This window comes from Asticcacaulis sp. SL142 (assembly GCF_026625745.1).
Lineage (GTDB): Bacteria > Pseudomonadota > Alphaproteobacteria > Caulobacterales > Caulobacteraceae > Asticcacaulis.
In genome coordinates this window covers 605,140-626,162 of the sequence record NZ_CP113061.1, presented here as the reverse complement: position 1 = coordinate 626,162, position 21,023 = coordinate 605,140, and the positions used below count along the sequence as shown (strand labels likewise).

The 21,023-nt window shown below is 52.1% G+C and carries 16 protein-coding genes and 5 tRNA genes; 17 read left to right on the top strand and 4 right to left on the bottom strand.

Translation table 11 applies throughout. The features are described 5' to 3' along the window. Positions 1–60 precede the first annotated feature (60 nt). Positions 61–2,109: a class I poly(R)-hydroxyalkanoic acid synthase gene (gene phaC / locus OVA03_RS02885; RefSeq protein WP_420710464.1), complete on the bottom strand. Its 2,049-nt coding sequence runs from the start codon at positions 2,107–2,109 to the stop codon at positions 61–63. 175 nt (positions 2,110–2,284) lie between these two features. Between phaC and OVA03_RS02880 the strand changes: the two genes are divergently transcribed. The 12 genes from OVA03_RS02880 (at position 2,285) to OVA03_RS02825 (ending at position 9,540) form a co-directional block, all read left to right on the top strand. Then, positions 2,285–2,794, top strand: a complete 510-nt coding sequence (locus OVA03_RS02880; RefSeq protein WP_267526696.1) for a hypothetical protein — start codon at positions 2,285–2,287, stop codon at positions 2,792–2,794. A gap of 45 nt (positions 2,795–2,839) precedes the next feature. Further along, positions 2,840–3,802 carry a class II fructose-bisphosphatase gene (gene glpX / locus OVA03_RS02875; RefSeq protein WP_267526695.1) on the top strand — a complete coding sequence of 321 codons (963 nt, stop codon included), beginning with the start codon at positions 2,840–2,842 and terminating at the stop codon, positions 3,800–3,802. A gap of 142 nt (positions 3,803–3,944) precedes the next feature. After that, a complete protein-coding gene (gene recJ, locus OVA03_RS02870; protein ID WP_267527768.1) occupies positions 3,945–5,669 on the top strand; it encodes a single-stranded-DNA-specific exonuclease RecJ in 1,725 nt (574 codons plus the stop codon). Positions 5,670–5,751: 82 nt separating this feature from the next. Beyond that, positions 5,752–5,826: transfer RNA gene (locus tag OVA03_RS02865), tRNA-Glu, on the top strand. Between the two features lie 38 nt (positions 5,827–5,864). Further along, positions 5,865–5,939 (top strand) — tRNA-Glu (locus OVA03_RS02860). A gap of 278 nt (positions 5,940–6,217) precedes the next feature. After that, a complete protein-coding gene (locus OVA03_RS02855) occupies positions 6,218–6,784 on the top strand; it encodes a cold-shock protein (protein ID WP_267526694.1) in 567 nt (188 codons plus the stop codon). Positions 6,785–6,825: 41 nt separating this feature from the next. Continuing rightward, positions 6,826–7,386 (top strand): DUF192 domain-containing protein, encoded by a 561-nt coding sequence (locus OVA03_RS02850; RefSeq protein ID WP_267526693.1) that lies wholly within the window; start codon positions 6,826–6,828, stop codon positions 7,384–7,386. Between the two features lie 81 nt (positions 7,387–7,467). Beyond that, positions 7,468–7,544, top strand: a tRNA-Pro gene (locus OVA03_RS02845). A 144-nt stretch (positions 7,545–7,688) separates the two neighbouring features. Continuing rightward, a tRNA-Pro gene (locus OVA03_RS02840) sits at positions 7,689–7,765 on the top strand. A 129-nt stretch (positions 7,766–7,894) separates the two neighbouring features. Then, on the top strand, positions 7,895–8,200 hold the full coding sequence (locus tag OVA03_RS02835) for an ETC complex I subunit (RefSeq protein ID WP_267526692.1): 306 nt from the start codon (positions 7,895–7,897) through the stop codon (positions 8,198–8,200). Positions 8,201–8,219: 19 nt separating this feature from the next. Beyond that, positions 8,220–8,296, top strand: a tRNA-Arg gene (locus tag OVA03_RS02830). 113 nt (positions 8,297–8,409) lie between these two features. Next, on the top strand, positions 8,410–9,540 hold the full coding sequence (locus tag OVA03_RS02825) for an amino acid ABC transporter substrate-binding protein (RefSeq protein WP_267526691.1): 1,131 nt from the start codon (positions 8,410–8,412) through the stop codon (positions 9,538–9,540). Between the two features lies 1 nt (position 9,541). On the opposite strand, the gene sseA is transcribed toward OVA03_RS02825, so the two are convergent. Continuing rightward, entirely contained in the window at positions 9,542–10,372 is an 831-nt protein-coding gene (gene sseA / locus OVA03_RS02820; protein WP_267526690.1) for a 3-mercaptopyruvate sulfurtransferase, read from the bottom strand. 36 nt (positions 10,373–10,408) lie between these two features. Then, entirely contained in the window at positions 10,409–11,878 is a 1,470-nt protein-coding gene (locus tag OVA03_RS02815; RefSeq protein WP_267526689.1) for a cryptochrome/photolyase family protein, read from the bottom strand. A gap of 103 nt (positions 11,879–11,981) precedes the next feature. Here OVA03_RS02815 and kdsA point away from each other — a divergent pair, with 103 nt between their 5' ends. The 3 genes from kdsA (at position 11,982) to OVA03_RS02800 (ending at position 15,086) form a co-directional block, all read left to right on the top strand. Then, positions 11,982–12,866, top strand: coding sequence for a 3-deoxy-8-phosphooctulonate synthase (gene kdsA, locus OVA03_RS02810; RefSeq protein WP_267526688.1), 885 nt, complete (start codon positions 11,982–11,984; stop codon positions 12,864–12,866). A 54-nt stretch (positions 12,867–12,920) separates the two neighbouring features. Continuing rightward, the gene (locus OVA03_RS02805) at positions 12,921–13,844 is read left to right on the top strand and encodes a lysophospholipid acyltransferase family protein (protein ID WP_267526687.1); all 924 of its coding nucleotides are present in this window, start codon (positions 12,921–12,923) and stop codon (positions 13,842–13,844) included. Positions 13,845–13,937: 93 nt separating this feature from the next. Continuing rightward, positions 13,938–15,086, top strand: a complete 1,149-nt coding sequence (locus OVA03_RS02800) for a DUF3089 domain-containing protein (RefSeq protein WP_267526686.1) — start codon at positions 13,938–13,940, stop codon at positions 15,084–15,086. On the opposite strand, the gene recG is transcribed toward OVA03_RS02800, so the two are convergent. Next, a complete protein-coding gene (gene recG / locus OVA03_RS02795) occupies positions 15,083–17,146 on the bottom strand; it encodes an ATP-dependent DNA helicase RecG (protein WP_267526685.1) in 2,064 nt (687 codons plus the stop codon). The two genes, OVA03_RS02800 and recG, sit on opposite strands and share 4 nt — an antisense overlap. 100 nt (positions 17,147–17,246) lie before the next feature. Between recG and OVA03_RS02790 the strand changes: the two genes are divergently transcribed. Beyond that, positions 17,247–17,534 (top strand): succinate dehydrogenase assembly factor 2, encoded by a 288-nt coding sequence (locus OVA03_RS02790; protein ID WP_267526684.1) that lies wholly within the window; start codon positions 17,247–17,249, stop codon positions 17,532–17,534. 6 nt (positions 17,535–17,540) lie between these two features. Continuing rightward, positions 17,541–21,023, top strand: a complete 3,483-nt coding sequence (gene mfd / locus OVA03_RS02785; RefSeq protein WP_267526683.1) for a transcription-repair coupling factor — start codon at positions 17,541–17,543, stop codon at positions 21,021–21,023.

Sequence of the window (21,023 nt, the reverse complement as noted above, 5' to 3'; positions counted from 1 at the left end):
CTTAGCTCCGGTAATACGACCTTACCCTTAATTTAAATGTATACAATATACAAGTTCAGCTTAAGATTTGACCATCACATAGCTGCCCGGTGCGTCCATAATGGGTTTAAGCGGGCCTTTTGAGGGATCGCGCGCTTCAACCCAATCGCCGGATTTGGCATGCAGCCACTCAGCCCAATAGGGCCACCATGATCCGGGATGCTCGGCCGCTTTCGAGAACCAGTCATCATAGCTTGGCGCTGCAGACAGATTTTTATTGATCCAGTGCATGTACTTTTGAGCGGCGGGTGGATTGACGACACCGGCAATATGTCCTGACCCGGCCAGAACATAGGTCACGTCTCCGCCGAACATTTTCGCCCCCTTAAACACGGACAAAGGCGGGGCAATATGATCTTCGCGACCGGCCTGAGTAAATACCGGAATTTTTACGTTTTTAAGATCAATCTTAATGCCGCCCAGTTCTAGCTCACCTTTGGACAGGGCATTTTCATTGTAAAATTTACGCAGATAAAACATATGCAACGCCTTGGGCATTCGCGTCTGATCGGCGTTCCAGCACAGCAGATCAAATGCCGTAAGATCCTTACCCATCAGGTAGTTATTCACAAAGAATGACCAGACCAGATCATTGGCGCGCAAAGCGTTAAAGGTATCGGCCATAGCCGCACCCGGCAAAACCCCGCCCGCCGCATCCATTTGCCGCTCCAGCTCATCGATCCAGGCATTGTTGGTAAAAAGGAGTAAATCGCCAGCTTCGGAGAAGTCATGTTGAGCCGTAAAAAAGGTGGCTGAGCCTATGCTGTTGTCACCTTTGGCCGCCATATGCGCCAGAGCTGTGCCCAACAATGTACCGCCAATGCAGTAGCCGACAGCATTAACGGCTTTGGTGCCGCTCTGCGCCATGACTTGCTTTGTGGCTTCATAAACACCTTGGGTAAGGTAATCTTCAAAGGTGACATCCTTCATAGATGCATCGGGGTTTACCCAGGAGGTCACGAAAACTGAAAATCCCTGATCTGTCAGCCATTTGATTAGAGAATTCTTAGGTTGTAGATCAAGTATGTAGAACTTGTTGATCCATGGCGGGAAAATGAGCAGGGGGATTTCACGCACGTTTTCAGTCGTAGGCGTGTATTGCAATAGCTCAAAAAAGGCATTTCGATAAACAACTTTACCCGGCGTCGTGGCGACGTTTTTGCCAACTTCAAAATGTGCGTAATCGGCTTGCGAAATTTTGAGTTTACCATCACCGCGCGCCAGATCTTCGGCAAACTTTTGCATACCTTTGACCAGACTTTCGCCGTTTGTGTTCATCAGGGTGTCAAGGGCAGCCGGGTTAGACATCAGAAAATTTGATGGCGAAAAGGCATCCGTTACCAGTTTTGTAAAAAACTCGACACGCCTTTTGGCAATGGGATCAATGCCTTCTACGGATGAAATAAGGTTGTTTAACCAGTTAGACGACAACAGATATGACTGCCGCATCATATCGAAAATGACATTTTGCTCCCAACGCGGATCAGAAAACCGTTTATCTTTGATTTTGGCTGAGGGCATTTCGGTATTATCATCGGCGCCGAGACTGCGCCGGGTCATGGCGGCCCAAAGCTGTAAATAGCCAGTAATGAGTTCGGTTTGCGCATTAACGAGCTTATCAGGATTTGAGGCCAGAGCATTAGCCACCGTGGTCATAGCGGGGCCGACCTGAAACGGATCGGACGGCACATTATCCGTTGCATCATGAGGCCGAAACAGGGTTTGAGCCAAAGCACTCTGCGCCGTCATCGCCGCCTTGGCCAGATTTAGCGACAAATCCTCAAGATTTTTCAGGGCATCCGGATTAAATGCTGAAGCCGGACCGTCGTTCGGTACATCAGCCTGTGGCTGAGACGTTTTGTGAGGTTCTGCCTCAATTGGAGTTGGCTTTGTCGATGCTTTGGGAGTGGATTTTTTCGGAAGCGCCTTACGCGAGGAGGCATCTTCTTTAGCAAATAAAACCTTTTTAGTCTTATTGTTATTCTCTTTTTCTAATGTTTTTGTTTCGGTCTGTAATTTCGGAGCAGAGCCAATATGGGACTTGGCTTTAGGGGGGCGGGCAGACGGCATGTAAATCCCTTTGCTATGAATCATGACCTTTGAGTGATCATATCAACATAATCATGCGATGGGCAGTTTGTGTGACATCGTTAGGTCATTTTTTCCTTTCAGATCGTGTCATAGGGTTTTATTACTGCCGATCTGGTGAGGGCGTATGGTAAGCTCACACAAAGGAGCCGCGAATATGAACAAGCGTTACATTTCGGTTATTGCGCTTAGTGCATTAGGCCTGCTGCCGCATTCGGCATTTTCGCAAACACAGGCCCCTCTTAGAGGCGATGTTATCTGTCGTGCCGACACGCCTTCTGTGGCGGCGGCACCTTTAGTCACTACGTCAGATGCGCCAGCACCCGCTCCGCCAATGCCTACCGCGACAGTTGTCAGGGATATTGAGCGTGATGAAAGGGGCTTTCCCAAGTGGTCCAATTTCCCCGCGGCACCTGATAATATTCCGACATCATCCGATATCAAACAGCGCGTGAGCGATATCAAAGCTCGCGAAGATGCGCTGGAGCAAGCCGTCATGGGTCTTAAGTGGGATGCTATCGATCCTGCATCCTACAGCTCAAGCGTACGTGCGCGTCTCAATGCCGATCTTAGCCAGCCCGTGACAAAGAACAATTGCGGCGACATCCATCAGTTTGCTCTGTCTGCCCGCGCCAGGGTAGTCCTCCCGCCGTCCCCAGATAGATAACATAATTAAAAAACTAAACTCAGGCCAGGAAGTATAAGAAAAAACATGCCAATTACAGATTTTACGCTCAGCCTTGATGTCGTGCGGGTGGCTGAGGAAGCCGCTATTGCGGCGTTTTCTCAGGTAGGGGGCGGTGATGAAAAAGCCGCGGATCAAGCCGCCGTTGATGCTATGCGCACGGCACTCAATTCTATCGATATGGATGGCCGCATCGTCATAGGCGAAGGGGAGCGCGACGAGGCGCCGATGCTTTATATCGGGGAAACCGTAGGTACAGGCAAGGGGCCGCAGATTGATATAGCCCTTGATCCACTAGAGGGCACCACGCTGGCGGCCAAGGCCATGGCTAACGCGCTGGCAGTGATCGCATTTGCCCCGCGCGGCGGGCTTTTACATGCGCCCGATACCTATATGGACAAAATCGCTATCGGTCCCGGATATCCCGAAGGCACGATCGATCTGGATGCAACGCCGGAAGAAAATGTTCATAACCTTGCCAAGGCCAAGGGTGTAAAGGTCAATGAAATCGTGGCCTGCGTGTTGGATCGGCCCCGTCACGAAAAGATCATTTCGTCACTTCGTAAATCAGGCGCACGCGTCCATTTGATTACAGATGGCGATGTGGCCGGCGTTATTCACACGGCTCAGTCTGAAACCGCAATAGATATATATTTGGGGCAGGGTGGAGCCCCGGAAGGTGTTCTGGCCTGCGCCGCCTTAAAATGCGTCGGCGGGCAGTTTCAGGGGCGTCTGATGTTTAGAAATGATGATGAACGCGGTCGCGCCGTCAGACTGGGGGTAACTGATTTTGACCGCAAATACATGCTGGACGATCTGGTAAGCTCTGATGCTGTTTTTATAGCGACCGGTGTAACCCACGGTGCCCTTTTAAAGGGGGTTCAAAAAGAACAGTCGGGACGCGGGGAAGCGTTTGTAACAACTGAGACTCTGGTTATGATGTCAAAGACCCGCACGATCCGTAAGCTGTCGATGCGCAGGCCCCTTTGATGGACATATTGTGACGCCAGATTCTCAGACTATTACCGCCTATCTTGATGTAAGCCGTTCCGCAACGGGGCGCATCTGGAGCCAACGTCACGGCCTGAACACTCCATCAGATGATGTGCATCGGATCACAAATCTGCTTGCCATGAAAGGCGAGATAGCCGGAGCGTATCTGGAGCCAATAGCCCAATCCATTGCGGGTCGCGGTATTACCCCAGAGGGGCTTGAGGATTATCTGCAGCCGACCTTGAAAGCCTTATTTCCCGACCCGGAAGGGTTTGCGGACATGCCGGTTCTGGTTGCGGCCATGCTGGATGCGCTGGACTATAAGAAGTCGATCTATGTCTTTGCGGATTACGATGTCGATGGTGCGACCAGTGCCGCCCAGCTTGTGCGCTGGTATCGTCATATGGGCCATGAACTTCAGGTCTATGTGCCTGACCGGCTGACGGAGGGCTATGGCCCGTCAGTCGCGGCCTTTGATACATTAAAAGCCAATGGTGCTGATCTGGTGGTCACGGTTGATTGCGGGGCTTCGGCGCATCATGCCCTTGAGTATGCGGCATCCATTGGCCTTGATGTGGTTGTGATTGATCACCACCTGATGCGTGAGGCCCCACCGAAATGTCTGGCCGTCGTAAACCCTAACCGACCGGACTGTCAGTCCGGGCAAGGCAATCTGGCGGCTGCGGGTGTTGTGTTCGTGGTGCTGGCCGCCCTCAATCGTGAAGCCGAGCGGCGAGGGTTTTTTGCCGCACGCGCCAAACCGGATTTGCGCCAGTGGCTGGATTTGGCGGCCCTCGGGGCCATTTGTGACGTCACGGCGCTTACCGGCTTTAACCGCGCGCTGGCCTCTCAGGGGCTTAAGGTCATGTCGCGCCTTGATAATACCGGCATCAAGGCACTGATTGAAGTGACGGGGTTGGATCTTAAACAAAAGGATGGCGCCAACAGCCTGATGAGCGTTTTTCATTCAGGTTTTGTCATTGGTCCGCGGATAAACGCTGGCGGCCGGGTAGGGCGCGCCGATCTTGGGGTGCGGCTACTGTCAACTGATGATGCGAGTGAAGCTCGGCTTCTGGCGCAGGAACTGGATGAACTCAACAAGACACGTCGTGAGGTCGAAGCTGAAGTGCTGGAGCAGGCAATTGCCATAGCTGAGCGCGAACATCTACTGACTAAGGACGATGATGTGATCATTGTGGCTCATGAGGACTGGCATCCAGGGGTCATAGGAATCGTGGCCGGGCGTTTGCGTGAGCGTTGGCGTAAGCCGGTTATCGTCATCGGCATTGATCCCATTTCGGGGATTGGCAAGGGCTCCGGGCGGTCTCAGCCGGGGATAAATCTGGGTCATGCCGTGGGGGCCGCCTTTGAAGCCGGTATCGCCATTTCCGGCGGCGGTCACGCCATGGCGGCGGGTTTGAGCGTGATGCGCGATCGTATCAATGATCTGCGCAGTTTTCTGAACGCGCAGGTGCGCCAGCAAGTAGGTAATGAGGCCGTGCGGGAGAGGCTGGAAATAGACGCCGCCCTAAGCTGTGCCGGGGCTACGCGTGATCTGCTGGAGGAGTTTGAGATTATGGCACCGTTCGGACAAGGTAACCCGGAGCCCGTGTTTGCCCTCTCTCATATGCTTGTCAGCTATGCGACGGTCATGAAGGGCGGCCACATTCGGGTTCAACTGGATGATGACCGCGGCCATAGAATAAAGGCTATAGCCTGGCGCGCGGAAGATACCGCTATTGGAGAGATGTTGCTTCGTCCGCCCGGCCGGGTACATGTCGCCGGACGATTGAAAGCGGACGATTATATGGGCCGCAGAGGGGTGCAGCTTGAGATCGAGGACGTCGCCCAGGCCCGAAGTTAGATATTCACAAGTCGATGTAAAATACCAAAAATAAGGCTTGCATCGTTTATTTTGTGACGCTATCAAGCGCACCTCTTGATGCGGTCCCTTCGTCTATCGGTTAGGACGTCAGGTTTTCAACCTGAAGAGAGGGGTTCGACTCCCCTAGGGACTGCCAAGAGATTGCCGGTTAACCGGCTTAATAGATGCGCACGCGGTCCCTTCGTCTATCGGTTAGGACGTCAGGTTTTCAACCTGAAGAGAGGGGTTCGACTCCCCTAGGGACTGCCAGCACTCTTCTCTGTTTCCCTGAAAATCGATAGTGTTGATTTTAAGCCACTATCGCAAAGGTTTTGAAACAAGACTGACATATTCGCTAAATTTAATATATATATTACGCGTTCGATTAACCTTAAGCCGTGATGGCTGTGTAGGGTTACCGGGGGTTGTTGCACGGGGGATACTTTCGCATTTTTTGAGAAAAAGAATCAAAAGGGCCTCCCTCTTTTGGGATATCCGTGTTATTAATATTTATACTTGATGAAGTTTATATGGCGTGGTGAGGGATTATGAGTTTGTACGAATTGAATAATCGGGCTGAAGCTGAGCCGCTCGTCGAAATCAATGGTCATGTCAAATGGTTTGATACAACCAAAGGTTACGGATTTATCGTCCCGCAGGATTCATCACTTACCAGCATGCGTGATGTGCTTTTGCACATTTCAAGTCTACGTGACATTGGCCGTGATTCGGCTAACGAAGGTGCGGAGATAAGCTGCAAAATAGCTAAACGTGCTAAGGGCTGGCAGGTTATTCAGATTGATCATTTGGGCGAGCAAGGTGCCGTCTCGCCGGTACGTTCGACCCTTTCAGATGCAAAGCCTCATTCCAGTGCCGCCGTAAACGCCATAACCGTGGGTGACTTAGAAGCCGCCACGATCAAATGGTTTAATCGTACCAAAGGCTACGGTTTCGTCGTGCGCGGAAACGATCCAACCGATATCTTCATCCATATTGAGACGCTTCGCCGCTTTGGGCTCGAAGACGTCCAGCAAGGTGAAATTATCATGGTTCGTTTTGGGGAAGGCCCTAAAGGCCTGGTGGTTACGGAAGTCCAGCCCAAAGCTTTTGCCTGATTGCATTGTGGCCGGGTGGCTCTGGCCATAAGTGGGGCTCTATGTCATACCTTCCTGAGTTATTCAGGAAGGTATTTTTTATGCCGAATCTTCATCTAAAAACTGGCTCCGCGGGATCGTCCCTGACCGCAGTTATGCTGTCTGTGGCGGTGGCGTTCGCCGGTCTTAGCGCATGTGCAAAACCGCTTACTGACAATGCTCAGATAAAGCCGTATTCGTCACTTGAGCCATTAACGGTAAAAACGCCGACCGCCGTACATGAGTTCCGGGTTGAAATCGCTGATGACTTTTCTGAGCGCGAGCAGGGCCTGATGTATCGTAAAAATCTGCCGGAAACTCAGGGGATGCTGTTTGAGTTTCCGGATACATCCGAGCGTGCCTTCTGGATGAAGAATACGGTTATTCCTCTTGATATTATTTATATTTCCTCTGAGGGCCGGATTGTGTCCATTCAAAAGCAGGCGCAACCGTTTGACGAAACCCCGTTACCATCATTCGCGCCCGCCAAAGGGGTGCTTGAAATTCAGGGAGGGCTTGCTGACAAACTGGGTATCAAGGTCGGAGATCAGATTATACACCCTTTTTTCGCGGCAAACCCATAAAACCGCCCAGTCTTAACTAAATAGGGCTTGCGGCCTAAAGGCTTAAGTGGCAATAAGCGCGCCTCTCTGCATAAGAGACGTCGGGGTGTAGCGCAGCCTGGTAGCGCAGCTGTTTTGGGTGCAGCAGGTCGGAGGTTCGAATCCTCTCGCCCCGACCATTTAAAAAGAGCGGTTCGTTTCGAGCCGTTTTTTTTATACCTGAGTTTCAGGTTTCCACCGAAAAATAAAAACCTAAAAGAATTTGTATGCGGAGCTCTTGCCAAAGAAATGCGCTGCGACTAAACAACCGCTTCCCAAAGCGTCGGGGTGTGGCGCAGCCTGGTAGCGCGCCTCGTTCGGGACGAGGAGGCCGGAGGTTCGAATCCTCTCACCCCGACCATTAAAAAAGCGGTTCGTTTCGAGCCGCTTTTTTAATGTTACAAACCCTGTGGCCGGATTTGCATTTGCCGGACTTTGATAGTAACTAGCCAAAGAGAAGCCTTCCCGGATTCTTGCAGGAGACGTGAGTATGTTTGCACGCATTTTCAAACCCGCCAAAACCGCTATGCAATCGGGTAAGGCAAAGACCCAGGATTGGGTGCTGGAGTTTGAGCCTGCATCAGCGCGCCACCCCGACCCGCTTATGGGGTGGATTAGTTCTGCCGATACGCGTGCGCAAGTGCGTCTGACCTTTGAAACCAAGGATCAGGCCGTAAACTATGCCGAGCACCACGGTATTGCCTTCCGGCTGATAGAGCCGGAAGTGCCGCCCAAGATTATCAAGGCCTATGCTGATAACTTCGCCTACAATCGCAGGCAGTCCTGGACGCACTAAGGCTTTAAGCGCCATAAAAGACTCCGTAGCTCAGTTGGATAGAGCATCCGCCTTCTAAGCGGACGGTCGCAGGTTCGAATCCTGCCGGGGTCGCCAATGGTTATCTGGTTGAACTATAAAATGGTTGGTTTACCCGCTATTTATCTTTGACCCGCCTTTTGAAGCGTCCTAAGGTTTGAGCTTACCTTTTGTGGATCAAAGGTGTCCTGATGCCGTCGCGGCATTTTACTCATCTGACAGGTACGGCCCTGGTGGTTATTATTACCGCCGTGATGTTCGTTGCCGCATGCACGCCCGACCCGTCTGAAGAGCGTTCGGCATCAGCGCCTAAACCCATTGAAAATGAAGCTTCAACGGATAAGATTGTACGAAGTACTTACGGTGCGACTCTAAAAGCCGTGCGCGCGCGGGGTAAGTTAAACTGTGGTGTCCATCCGGGGTTAATCGGATTTTCATATCGTGACAACCGCGGGACATGGAAGGGTTTTGATGTTGATTTTTGCCGGGCCACGGCTGCGGCGATATTTGGTGACCCTGACCGCGTTAATTACATCCCTCTGGAGACGGATAAGCGTTTTGAGGCCTTGCGACGGGGGCAGATTGATGTTCTGTGGCGCAATTCATCCTGGACCTTATCGCGAGACGCCTCGGAAGGCTTGAATTTTGCCGGTATAAACTATTATGACGGGCAGGGTTTTTTAGTGCGCAGGTCTTTGAGGCTGAACAGCGCAACAGAGCTAAACGGTGCCCGTATATGTGTGCAGAGTGGCTCCACGACGGAGCTTAATCTGGCGGATTATTTTCGGGCCAAATCCATCAACTATACGCCGGTCGTTGTCGCGACCGAGGATGAGGCGCGCAGCTTATACACAGCTGAAAAATGTGATGCTTTCAGTTCCGATATATCGGCACTGGCGGCGGCGCGAACGACACTGGATGATGGACAAAACCACGTCATTTTACCGGACGTGATCTCCAAAGAGCCTTTAGGGCCCGTTGTACGCGAAGGGGATGCGCAGTGGGATGACATTGTCCGCTGGACCTTAAATACGACCATTCTGGCCGAAGAGTATGGCGTGTCGTCACAAAACATCGACGACAAAATAAAAACGACTCAAAACTCAGAGGCTAAACGACTTCTGGGTGGCGACAGTGCCTGGGGGGCAAGTATGGGGCTGGATGCCAGATGGGCCTATAATATTGTAAAGCGGGTCGGTAATTACGGTGAGATTTTCGATAGAAATATTGGCCGTAATTCGCCGCTTAATCTGGATCGTGGGCTTAATGCGCAGTGGAATGGCGCGCCTGCGGGCCTAATTTATGCTCCGCCCGCGCGTTAGGCTAAACGGAGACGGGGGTATCAAGATGTTCCTGTCCCCATTGTGCCCATGAACAGTCATAAAGCCTCACAGCCTCATGGCCGATTTCATACAGTGCAAGCGCCAGAATCGCGGCTGTAACGCCGGAGCCGCAGGTCGTGACTGCGGTCTGATTTGGTATCAAACCCATATGGGTAAATATAGCCTGCAACTCTTCCCTGGGCTTGAGGCGGCCTTCGGTTAGAAGCTCGGTGTAGGGCAGGCTATGGCTTTGAGGGATATGGCCGCTGCGTAATCCGTCCCTCGGTTCAGGTGTCAGGCCGTGAAAGCGCGCGCGGGATCTGGCGTCAAATATCATAAACTGATCATGGGGCAGGCCTGAGAAAATCTCATCCATCCCAATGACCATATTTGCTTTAAAATCAGCTTTGTAAGCGGTGCGGTGCTTATTATCTATGGCTTCAGTTACAGGCATATGGGCGGCCTTCCAGGCTGGTAACCCACCTGCCAGAATCTGAACTTTAGGGTGTCCCATCAGTTTAAATGTCCACCATACGCGGGCGGCTGAGAACAGGCCCTGCTGATCATAGACAACCACATGATCCGCTTCAGAAATCCCCATATCAGACATTGCTTCTGCAAATTGATCGGGGGTAGGCGCCATATGCGGTAAATGGGTGCTGCGATCACTGATGGCCTCAATGTCAAAAAGCTGAGCACCGGGGATATGTTCTTTCAGAAACGCGGCATGCATATCTGATCCATCCAGCGCCCAACTGCCATCAATGATTCTGACGTCGCGGCTTGTCAGTAATTTCGAGAGGCATTCAACACCGATCTGAGATGAGGACATGTCGGCTCCGAGCTTTATGGATATGATATGTCTAGCCTATTTATGGCGGTTATCAAACGCTTCCAGCGCGCGCTCCCGTGCAAAAGCGTGATCGACAATGGGTGCCGGATTTAAATCGCTTTCAAGGGCATCAAACAGGCCGCCCGTTGTTTTTTTCAATTTCTGTTCAGGCCTATTTAGTGTGAAGCCGGTTACATATTTTTTCCGGTAAAGTGCTTTGGGGTCAAAGCTTTCGGCCTGAGTGATGGGGTTGAATATCCGAAAATAGGGCGCCGCATCCGCGCCGGAGCCCGCCACCCATTGCCAGCTTGCGGGGTTATTGGCCGGATCCGCGTCAACCAGACAATCCCAGAACCATTTCTCACCCCACCGCCAGTCAATCAAAAGGTGCTTGATCAGAAAAGAGGCGGTGATCATACGCACGCGATTATGCATGGTTCCTGTCTGCCATAGCTCACGCATCCCGGCATCTACCAGACTGTAGCCGGTCAACCCGCGTTTCCATGCGTTGAACTCCTTGGTATTATTGCGCCATTCAATACCATCGTATCCGGTTTTGAAATTCGCCTCATGCAGTCTCGGCTGTTGAGCCAGAAGGCCATAGGAAAATTCGCGCCAAACCAGTTCCGACCGCAACTTATCAGCATGAATGGCCAGATTGGGGTGGAGAAACTGTGTGTCGTGAATGGCTTTTAATACTCTGTGAGGACTGATTTCTCCAAAACGCAGATGGGCGGAAAGCTTTGAGGTGGCGTCCATATCCGGCCTATCGCGATAGTCGGCATAGTATCTAAGACCATGCTCAATAAAGTCATCCAGTCTGTTGAGGGCTCCGTTTTCGCCGGGTTTCCAGATATCGAAGCCATCAGCCCAGTCAGAACCCGAAGCGGTTTTCGTGTGACTGATGCCTAAATCATCAATCGATTCTGATTCGGGCCAGCGCTTTGGTGCGTTCCAATCATATGCCTGATTCGAAGGTATGACCGGTTCGGTATAACCCGCAGCCACCAATGCCCGATAAAAGGGGGTGAATACGCGGTAAGGCTCGTCGGTCTTGGTGCGAATATGATTAGGCGGAGACAGCAGGCTGGTGTTTAGTCGATTAAAACGGATCGACTGAGCCGTAAAATGGCTCTCTAATGTGTCATCCTCTAGTTCAAGTTTAGGATCAAAGCTTCGCGAACAAACTATTATTTTAATGTTATATTTTCCGCACAACTCTGTGAGAATTTCTTTTGTATCACCCCGCCTTATGATTAGCTGACTTCCTCGCTGTTTCAAATCCGCGCTTAAAGCCATAAGCGATCTGTGCAGCCACCATTTTGAGGCTGCCCCCATGGGGCGCGTGCCTGAGGTTTCGTCATATATGTAAATCGGAATAATGGGTAAGCCTGAGGTCAGGGCCAGCCGGACACCCTCGTGATCGCGTAGCCTCAGATCAAATCGGAACCACAACATACAGGCGGGTATATTGGATGCGTCATTATTTGGCTGTTTTTGGTTCATAGATCGGATACTCTCAAAAAGCGCTTGCCAAAGCGAATGGCAGCAACCATTTGATACGTCAAAATCATGTTCCGGGATTAGCGTCCCACAAAATTTTCAGGAGTTGCAGGTCTTGGTACAGCCGAATGCGGTTATTAATGTGAAAACCCCATGGGGAAAGCCTGTGGTCATTGGCGGCGCTCACAAAATCGCTATCATCGCCGGTCCGTGCCAGATGCAAAGCCGCGAACACGCGCTTGAAACGGCGCACGCGCTTAAGGATATTGCTGATCGGCTTGATATCGGGCTGATTTATAAGACATCTTACGATAAGGCTAACCGAACCTCAGCCAGCGCTCAACGTGGTATCGGCATGGAAAAGTCGCTGGAAATTTTTCAGGAAATCCGTGAGGCGACGGGCCTGCCCACGCTTACTGATGTTCACGAATCAGCGCATTGCGACATCATAAAAGACGTCATTGATGTCATTCAGATTCCAGCTTTTCTGTGTCGGCAAACGGATCTTCTGATTGCGGCTGCACAGACTGGGCGTGCTATAAATGTTAAAAAGGGCCAGTTTCTGGCCCCCTGGGATATGAAAAACGTCATCGCCAAGATCAACAGTGCGGGCAATCCGAATGCCATGGCCTGTGAGCGCGGAACGTCTTTTGGTTACAATACGCTGATTTCCGATATGCGTGGCTTACCTATAATGGGGCAGATCGGGTGCCCGGTTATATTTGACGCTACCCATTCGGTTCAGCAACCGGGCGGGCAGGGAACGTCTTCAGGTGGGCAACGTGAATTTGTGCCTGTGCTGGCGCGTGCGGCGGTTGCTGTTGGCGTGTCGGGTGTGTTCATTGAAACTCACGAAGATCCCGATAATGCCCCGTCTGATGGCCCGAATATGGTGCCGCTGAGCCAGTTTGAAGCGCTGGTTTCGGAATTATTGGAGTTTGACGCCATAGCCAAGTCAAAGCTTAAAATGCATCAGCCCGTTACGGCTTGAGCTGGAACGGCGACGCGTCATGACCTTTAAAACTTTATATTAGTTCACCCATCTATGGCCCTTAAAAAAACTACATTTTTTCAGGATATAGGCTGGCGGATAGAGGCGGTTTTTTACGACCTGTTTGTGGCCGTAATTCGCGCCTTGCCTGTTGATGCAGCCTCTGATCTTGGCGGATGGCTGTTGAAGGTATTTGGCCCCCTGACCAGCGTACAGAAAACGGTACGCCGTAATCTCGATATCGCGTTTCCTGATCACGATGAAGCTTGGAAGCGGAGCATTATCACCGCCCAATGGGAAAATTTAGGCCGGACGTTTGCGGAATTTCCAATCATGGATCGAATCCGCATGTCAAACGGGCGTGTAGAAGTGATCGGCGGTGAGCGCCTTGAAGCGCTGGCGCATGCGGACACGCCGGTTGTTTTTATTTCAGGTCACTTTGCGAACTGGGAGATTATGCCGTCAACTATTGTTGATTACAAAGTTCCCTGCCTTATGACCTATCGGGCGGCAAATAATCCCTATGTAGATCAACGCATTAAAGACGGTCGTTTTCGTTATGGTGTAAGGTTGTTTGCCCCGAAAGGCGGTGATGGTGCCAAAGACCTTTTGCTGGCAATGGGGCGCGGAGAATCGGTTGCCCTGATGAACGATCAGAAATTCAACAAAGGCGTTCCCACACCATTTTTCGATAGCGTTGTGTACACTGCGCCGGGGCCTACGCGGCTGGCTATGCGCTTTGGCACGGTATTGCAGCCTATGTCGGTTGAGCGTACGCACAAAGCCCGGTTCCGTGTGATCGTCCATCCCCCTATAGAAGTTGATGATACCGGAAATCGCGGCACTGACATTGAAACCACGGTCTGTAAGGTCAGTAAATTTGTTGAGGCGTGCGTTATAAAGCGCCCTGAAGAATGGTTTTGGGCTCACAAACGCTGGCCGAAAGAGACTTACAAGGTTCACGCTAAGCAGATTTAACGGTTGTGTCATTATGTGAAACCTGAGGTGTCTTGTCTCCGTGATGACTGAGCCTATGATGATCATACAACTAAACGAGGCCATAGCGTATTCATGCTGAAACCGAGGTGGTTTAAAGGCAATTGGTCCACAATTGCGCTTATAGCGTTAGCGTCGGTAATAGCTCTGGCGCTGATGATGTTTAGCGATGACATAAAACGCCATAATCTCGATCCCAAGGTTCCGTTCCAGACCTATCGCCGTCCTGCGGCGCCGGATTACGGCAAGGCAACGGCGTGGTATATGAATCCGTCCCTGACGGGAGGCTTATCGACCCGCAAGGCGGACGTGTTCTTCGTCCATGCCACGACCTATACCGGCGGGAAAGCGTGGCTTGGGCCAATCGACGACCGCGGGACAGCTACTGAAATCGAGCAGGTGCAGCTACCTAATTATGCCGGACCCTTTGCCAGCGAAGGTAATATCTATGCGCCTCGTTACCGGCAGGCCAGTCTTTACAGCATGCTGACCCGGCGTGAGGATGCTCGCGAAGCCCGGCAATTCGCCTATGGCGATGTTGAAAAAGCCTTTGAGGCCTTTCTAAAGCAGCGGCGCAGTCCGCACGGGTTTGTGGTTGTCGGCGTAGAGCAGGGCGGCGTGTTGGTCGATCGTCTTATCAGAAGCAAAATCATGTCCGATGCAGGACTGTCTTCGCAGTTTATCGCAGGTTACATGATTGAAACCCTTGTTCCAACCTCAGCTTATAAGGCCACAAATGGCGTAACAGCCTGCGCGAATCGCTCTGAAACAGGTTGTGTAGTGGCCTATCTCAGTGTGGATGACGGCCGCCCGGATCAGGCTATACAGGCTGAGCGGCGCGCCTTGATCTGGAATGAGAACAACAATCTTGCTGTCCTCGGCAAAGAGGAGACTATTTGCGTAAATCCGCTGACGGGTGGCGTTACCGAAGAGGACATCGATGAGCGCCAAAGCCTGGGGGCGGCAAATGCGACCGGGCTTGAATGGGATACACCGCCGGCTCTGGTTTCACGCAAAGTCAGTGCGCGCTGCCGTGGCGGGGTTCTTTATGTAATAAGGCCAAATTCACCGACGTTCCGGGACGAGGGGACGTGGATCGCGCGAATGAAGGTTAACAGTTACAATCTTTTCTACGGCGATCTGAAAACTGATTTCCGTGATCGGCTATACAGCTTTCCATACAATCAAAAGGCACGCGCGATTGCGTCTGAGAAAACGAATTAATCATTTTTATCTGAGGTTTCCGGCCTCCAGTCGAACAGATTTTTTAAGACGTTAAGGGCTTGCTGCCGCGTTTGCGGTAAGGAAGATGCCCGTTGCAATATATAGACAGCATCACGGGCCGCCATAGCGATCAAATCGCTATGCTTTTCACCATCAACAAATCGGTAGTCCGGGAAACCAGATTGTTTAGCACCTAAAACATCGCCTTCACCACGTAGTTTCCAATCGGCTTCGGCGATCGCAAAACCGTCTTCGGTGTCACGTAAGAGTTCAAGTCTGGCCTGAGCCGATTTGCTTAAAGGTGCGTCATATAACAGAATACATACACTTTTGGCGGATCCGCGGCCTACACGCCCACGTAACTGATGCAGTTGCGCCAGACCAAATCGCTCGGCTTGTTCGATGATAATTATGGTGGCGTTTGGCACATCAATGCCGACTTCAACTACCGTCGTAGCACAGAGCAGCTTGAGTTCATTGCAGGCAAAGCGACTGACCACACTGTCTTTATCGATTGATAGCATGCGACCATGAACCAGACCGATTTCAGTGCCGAACACTTCGGTAAGTGCGCGGTGACGGGCCTCCACCGCAATCATATCGCTTTCGGCAGTCTCTTCGACCAGCGGGCAAATCCAGTAAGCCTGAGCGCCTTCTGCCAGTACGGTTTTAAGCCGGTTAAACACATCGCCAAGACGGGCGCGTGGAATGACGGCGGTTTGAATAGGCTGACGTCCGGCGGGTTTCTCATCAATGATGCTGAGATCGGCTTCGCCATAGGCGGTGAGGGCCAGGGTGCGCGGGATAGGCGTCGCCGACATTGATAAATAATGCACACTGTCGCCCTTCAGGAACAGCTTCTGGCGCTGCCCTACGCCGAAGCGATGCTGTTCATCAATGACCGCCAGTTGCAGCCCTTTGAAGTCTACGCCTTCCTGAAATACAGCGTGGGTGCCAAAAATGATTGCAGCCTCGCCAGAGGCCACTAAGGTGCGTTTTTGCTCCCGGATAGCGCCCTTATCGCGCCCTGTCATCAAGACGGAGGCCAGTCCAAGTGCGTCCAGTACCGGTACGGCTTTTTCATAATGCTGACGCGCCAGAATTTCAGTAGGTGCCATCATGACGCTTTGAAAGCCATTTTCCGCCACATCGATCATGGCCATGAGGGCCACTAAGGTTTTTCCGGAGCCGACATCGCCCTGGATCAGGCGGTTCATCCGGTAACCTGACATCAGGTCGTTACGGATATCTCCCAGTGCCCGCTGCTGGGCGCCGGTAAATGCGAATGGCAATCCTGCCTGAGCTTTGTCGGCGAGGCTGTGACGGGGCATTTTCTGAGCTGGGCTGGCCTGACGCGTAGCCTTCCGCGCTTTCAGGGCAAGTTGGTGCGCAAGCGCTTCGTCATAGGCCAGACGACGACGGCAGGGATGGTCTGAGTTTATATCACCTACTGACTGGGGCGCATGAGCCCTGTGCAAAGCATCACTAAATCCTGACCAGCCTTCTTTACGTATAATTTCCGGGTCAAGCCATTCCGGAAGGTCGGGCAGGGTTGATAAAGCCGCGCTCACGAAACGGCGCATCATTCGTGAACTTACGGCCTGAGTCGCCGGATAAACCGTTTCATAACGCGGAATGTCTGAAACCCTGTCTTCATCAACCACATAATCGGGGTGAGTAATCTGTAGGGTTCCGTTGAAGCTTTCGACCCGACCGCTCACCCAACGCTTACACCCAATGGGATGTTTTTTTTCAAAGCCTCTGATTTTATGAAAGTAAACGATTTGCAGCGCGCCCTCTGAATCTGAGGTCAGTATTCTTTGGGGGCCGCGCAAATTGGCAGGGTAGCCATCAATTGTGACCAATATGGTCTGAACCTGACCGACTATGGCCAGTTTAAGTGTGGTAATTGGGCGTTCCACAATATTAGACGGCAGGGTGAACACCAGATCACGTATAAAGGCTCCGACATGCTTGATCAAAAGCGGCGCAATTTTAGGTCCGACCCCTTTCAGGGCGGCTAAAGACGTGTAATAGGGGAACAGAATCTCCGGTCTCATTAGAACGGATCATGCCGTATGGTCAGGTGTATGAATAGTCACCGACGACCCATTATGTTCGTATTATCCCCCTCAATTGGAGGGCTGGAGTCACAAAGTCATGACCGAACCCCGTAACGATACCCGTCTGGCACGCGAACGTAAGTTGTCATTTCGCGCCTGGCGTCGTGGTTTCAAGGAAGCCGATATCATATTGGGCAATTATGCCGATGATCGCCTCAGCACAATGACAGATGCCGAACTAGATATATTTGAGGTTCTGATTGAAGTGCCTGATCAGGATCTTTACGGTTGGATCATTGAGCGCGACCCGACACCGGTTGAGTTTCAATCTGTAATTATGAATGAACTCAATGATTATTACAAAAAAGCTTATACGAAAATTTAATATAGTATGACTGATTTAGCCGCGATTTCAGGCAATGCCCGCCAATTAACGCTTTCCGGGTGCCCCTCAGGATTCGACAGCCTGATCCTGTCCGACATGGTGCGTTCCGAAGGGTTTGGTGTGTTCATAGCGCGTGACTATGGCCGCATGAACGCTGTCGCCGAAGAATTGAGTTTTTACACGCCGGATCTGGAGGTCGTTAAGCTTCCGGCGTGGGATTGCCTGCCTTATGATCGCGTAAGTCCCAGTGGCGGGTTGGTGGCTCAGCGTATGGCCAGCCTGACACGGCTTCAGGCGGTCGCAGGTCAGGATAAAACGGCTACCCCCTTATTGCTGCTGACAACGGCGGCGGCCATCAGCCAGAAAGTAGCGCCCAGACAGGTTACTAAGGATAGCTTTCTGTCTCTGCGCCCTGGGCAGACAATCGATATAGCAAAACTAGAAAGTTACTTTGCGCGCAACGGTTATAACCGGGTGTCGACCGTATCGGAAAAGGGCGAGTTTGCCGTCAGGGGGGGGATTGTCGATGTGTTTTCACCAAGTCAGGACGAACCTGTTCGTCTCGATTTTTTCGGTGACACGCTGGAATCCCTGCGCACATTCGATCCGGAGACGCAACGCTCGTTAAAAACCGTACACGGTCTGGACTTCATGGCGGTAAGTGAGGTCTTGCTAGATGAGAGCAGCATCAAACGCTTTCGGCAGGGGTATCTGGAAGCCTTTGGTGCCGCCGGAGATGATCCCTTATATGCCGCTGTATCCAACGGTATCCGGCGTCAGGGCATGGAGCATATGCTGCCGCTGTTTTACGAAAATCTCAGCAGCGTATTTGATTATGTGCCAACAGGCAGCCTGATCTTTCTCGACCCTTTGGCAGAAGCCGCATTTGAAGAGCGTCAGGTTAGCATTGAAGACGCCTATCAGGCCCGCAAACAGGCGTCGGAGCAAAAAGGTGGTGCGTCTTACCGGGCTTTACCGCCGGGACGGCTGTATTTAACCGCTGGTGAGTGGAATTCGGCGCTGACGCGGTGCCGCATGCGACGGTTTGAGGTTGCGCACGGAGAAGGCAACGGGGTGATTGATCTGGGCGCACGGCCCGGACGCAGTTTTGCGGCCGAAAGGCTGCAGGACAGCGTTAACCTGTTCACGGCGGTTGCCGATCACGCCAAAGCGCTATCCAAAGCCGGTAAGCGCGTTATCTTTGCGTCGTGGACCGACGGGTCATCTGAGCGGCTCTCCGCTTTGTTAGGTGATCACGGTTTGGGAACTGTCAGGCAGGCCAAGACATGGACTGACGCCATGACGTTTGGCATTGCAGGCACGAAAGCCAAGCCCGTACAACGCGCCGTTTTGCCGCTGGATCAGGGATTTGAAACCGAAACCCTGGCCATAATCGCTGAAACAGACATCTTAGGTGATAGATTAGCAAGACCACGTAAACGACGCAGAGCTAATAACTTTCTGGCCGAAGCTTCAGCCTTGTCTCAAGGTGATCTGGTCGTCCACATTGAACATGGCATAGGCCGCTATGATGGTTTGAAAACGCTGACTGTAGATCAGGCACCGCATGATTGCCTTGAACTGCAATATGCTGGCGATGCTAAGCTTTATCTGCCGGTTGAAAATATCGATCTTCTGACCCGTTATGGGGCGGATAGTGACAGCGCTCAACTGGATCGTCTGGGGTCAGCCAGTTGGCAGGCCCGTAAGGCTAAGACTAAAGACCGTCTGCGTGAGATGGCGGACGGACTCATTCAATTGGCGGCGGCCAGAGCGCTAAAAATTGGGGTTCAGATTGATCCGCCATCGGGGCTTTATGATGAGTTTTGCGCTCAGTTTCCGTATGAGGAAACCGAAGATCAGCTAAATGCCATTGCCGATGTGCTCGAAGACCTGTCTAAGGGTCACCCTATGGACAGGCTCATCTGCGGTGATGTTGGTTTTGGTAAGACCGAAGTGGCGCTGCGGGCCGCATTTGTCGTCGCTATGTCAGGGCAGCAGGTGGCCATAGTTTGCCCGACGACATTGCTGGCGCGGCAGCACTTCAAGACCTTCAGTCAGCGTTTTCAGGGCTGGCCCGTCAGGGTGCGGCATTTGTCGCGTATGGTCACGCGCAAAGACGCCGATGAAACCCGTGAGGGCCTGAAAAATGGTGAGATTGAAATCGTAATCGGGACACATGCTATTCTGTCGGAACAGGTTAACTTTAAAAATTTAGGCATTGTAATTGTTGATGAAGAGCAACATTTCGGCGTCAAGCACAAAGAGAAGCTAAAAACTCTGCGCGCAGATGTTCATATGCTGTCGCTATCAGCGACGCCTATCCCGCGCACCCTGCAAATGGCCTTGTCCGGCATCCGTGAAATGTCAATTATCGCCACGCCCCCTGTCGACCGGCTGGCGGTGCGAACCTATGTCCTGCCGTTTGATCAGGTATCGATCCGCGAAGCATTGCTGCGGGAAAAATACCGTGGCGGGCAGGCATACTACGTCGTGCCGCGCTTAAGCGATTTGGAAGATATTCAGGCCTTCCTGCGGGAACAGGTGCCTGAGATCAAATTCACTGTCGGCCATGGCCAGTTATCACCGACTCAGTTGGAAGATGTCATGACGGCCTTTTATGAGGGGCAGTATGATGTACTCGTATCGACCACGATCGTTGAGTCCGGCCTTGATGTCCCTACGGCAAACACTTTGATTGTTCATCGGGCTGATATGTTTGGGTTGGCCCAGCTATATCAAATCCGTGGACGGGTGGGCAGATCCAAGACGCGTGCGTTCGCTTATCTGACAACACCGCCCAACAAAACCTTAAGTGTCGCCTCAGAGAAACGGCTTAGAGTGCTGCAATCCCTTGATAATCTTGGGGCCGGGTTCCAGCTTGCCAGTCATGACCTCGATATTCGTGGTGGGGGTAATTTGCTCGGTAACGAGCAGTCCGGCCATATCCGTGAAATTGGCGTGGAGCTTTATCAGCAAATGCTTGAGGATGCCGTGGCTGAGCTGAAAGCTAAAGGTGACACCATTGCCGATGATCGTGGCTGGTCGCCGCAAATCAACGCGGGTGCGGCGGTCATGATTCCCGAAAACTATATTCCGGATCTCAATATTCGTTTGTCACTCTATCGCCGCGTTTCCGAAGCTGAAAAGCTGGAGGATCGGGAAGCTCTGGCGGCGGAGCTTATTGACCGGTTTGGCCCCATCCCGGATGAAGCGCAACAACTGCTTAAGGTGGTTGGCATCAAAGGCCTTTGCCGTCAGGCCAATGTTGCCAAGATCGATGTTGGCCCAAAAGGTGCTGTAATCACGTTCCGCAACAATCATTTTGCCAATCCCGGCGGCCTGATCGGGCTTATTCAGGCACGCCCCGGTGATTGGCGCCTGCGTCCCGATCAAAAGCTTCTGGTCAAGGGGGAGTGGGAAAACGGCGCCGAACGCCTTCAGGCAGCGGAAAGAATAATGAAGGAACTGGCGGCTCTGGTTGCCTAG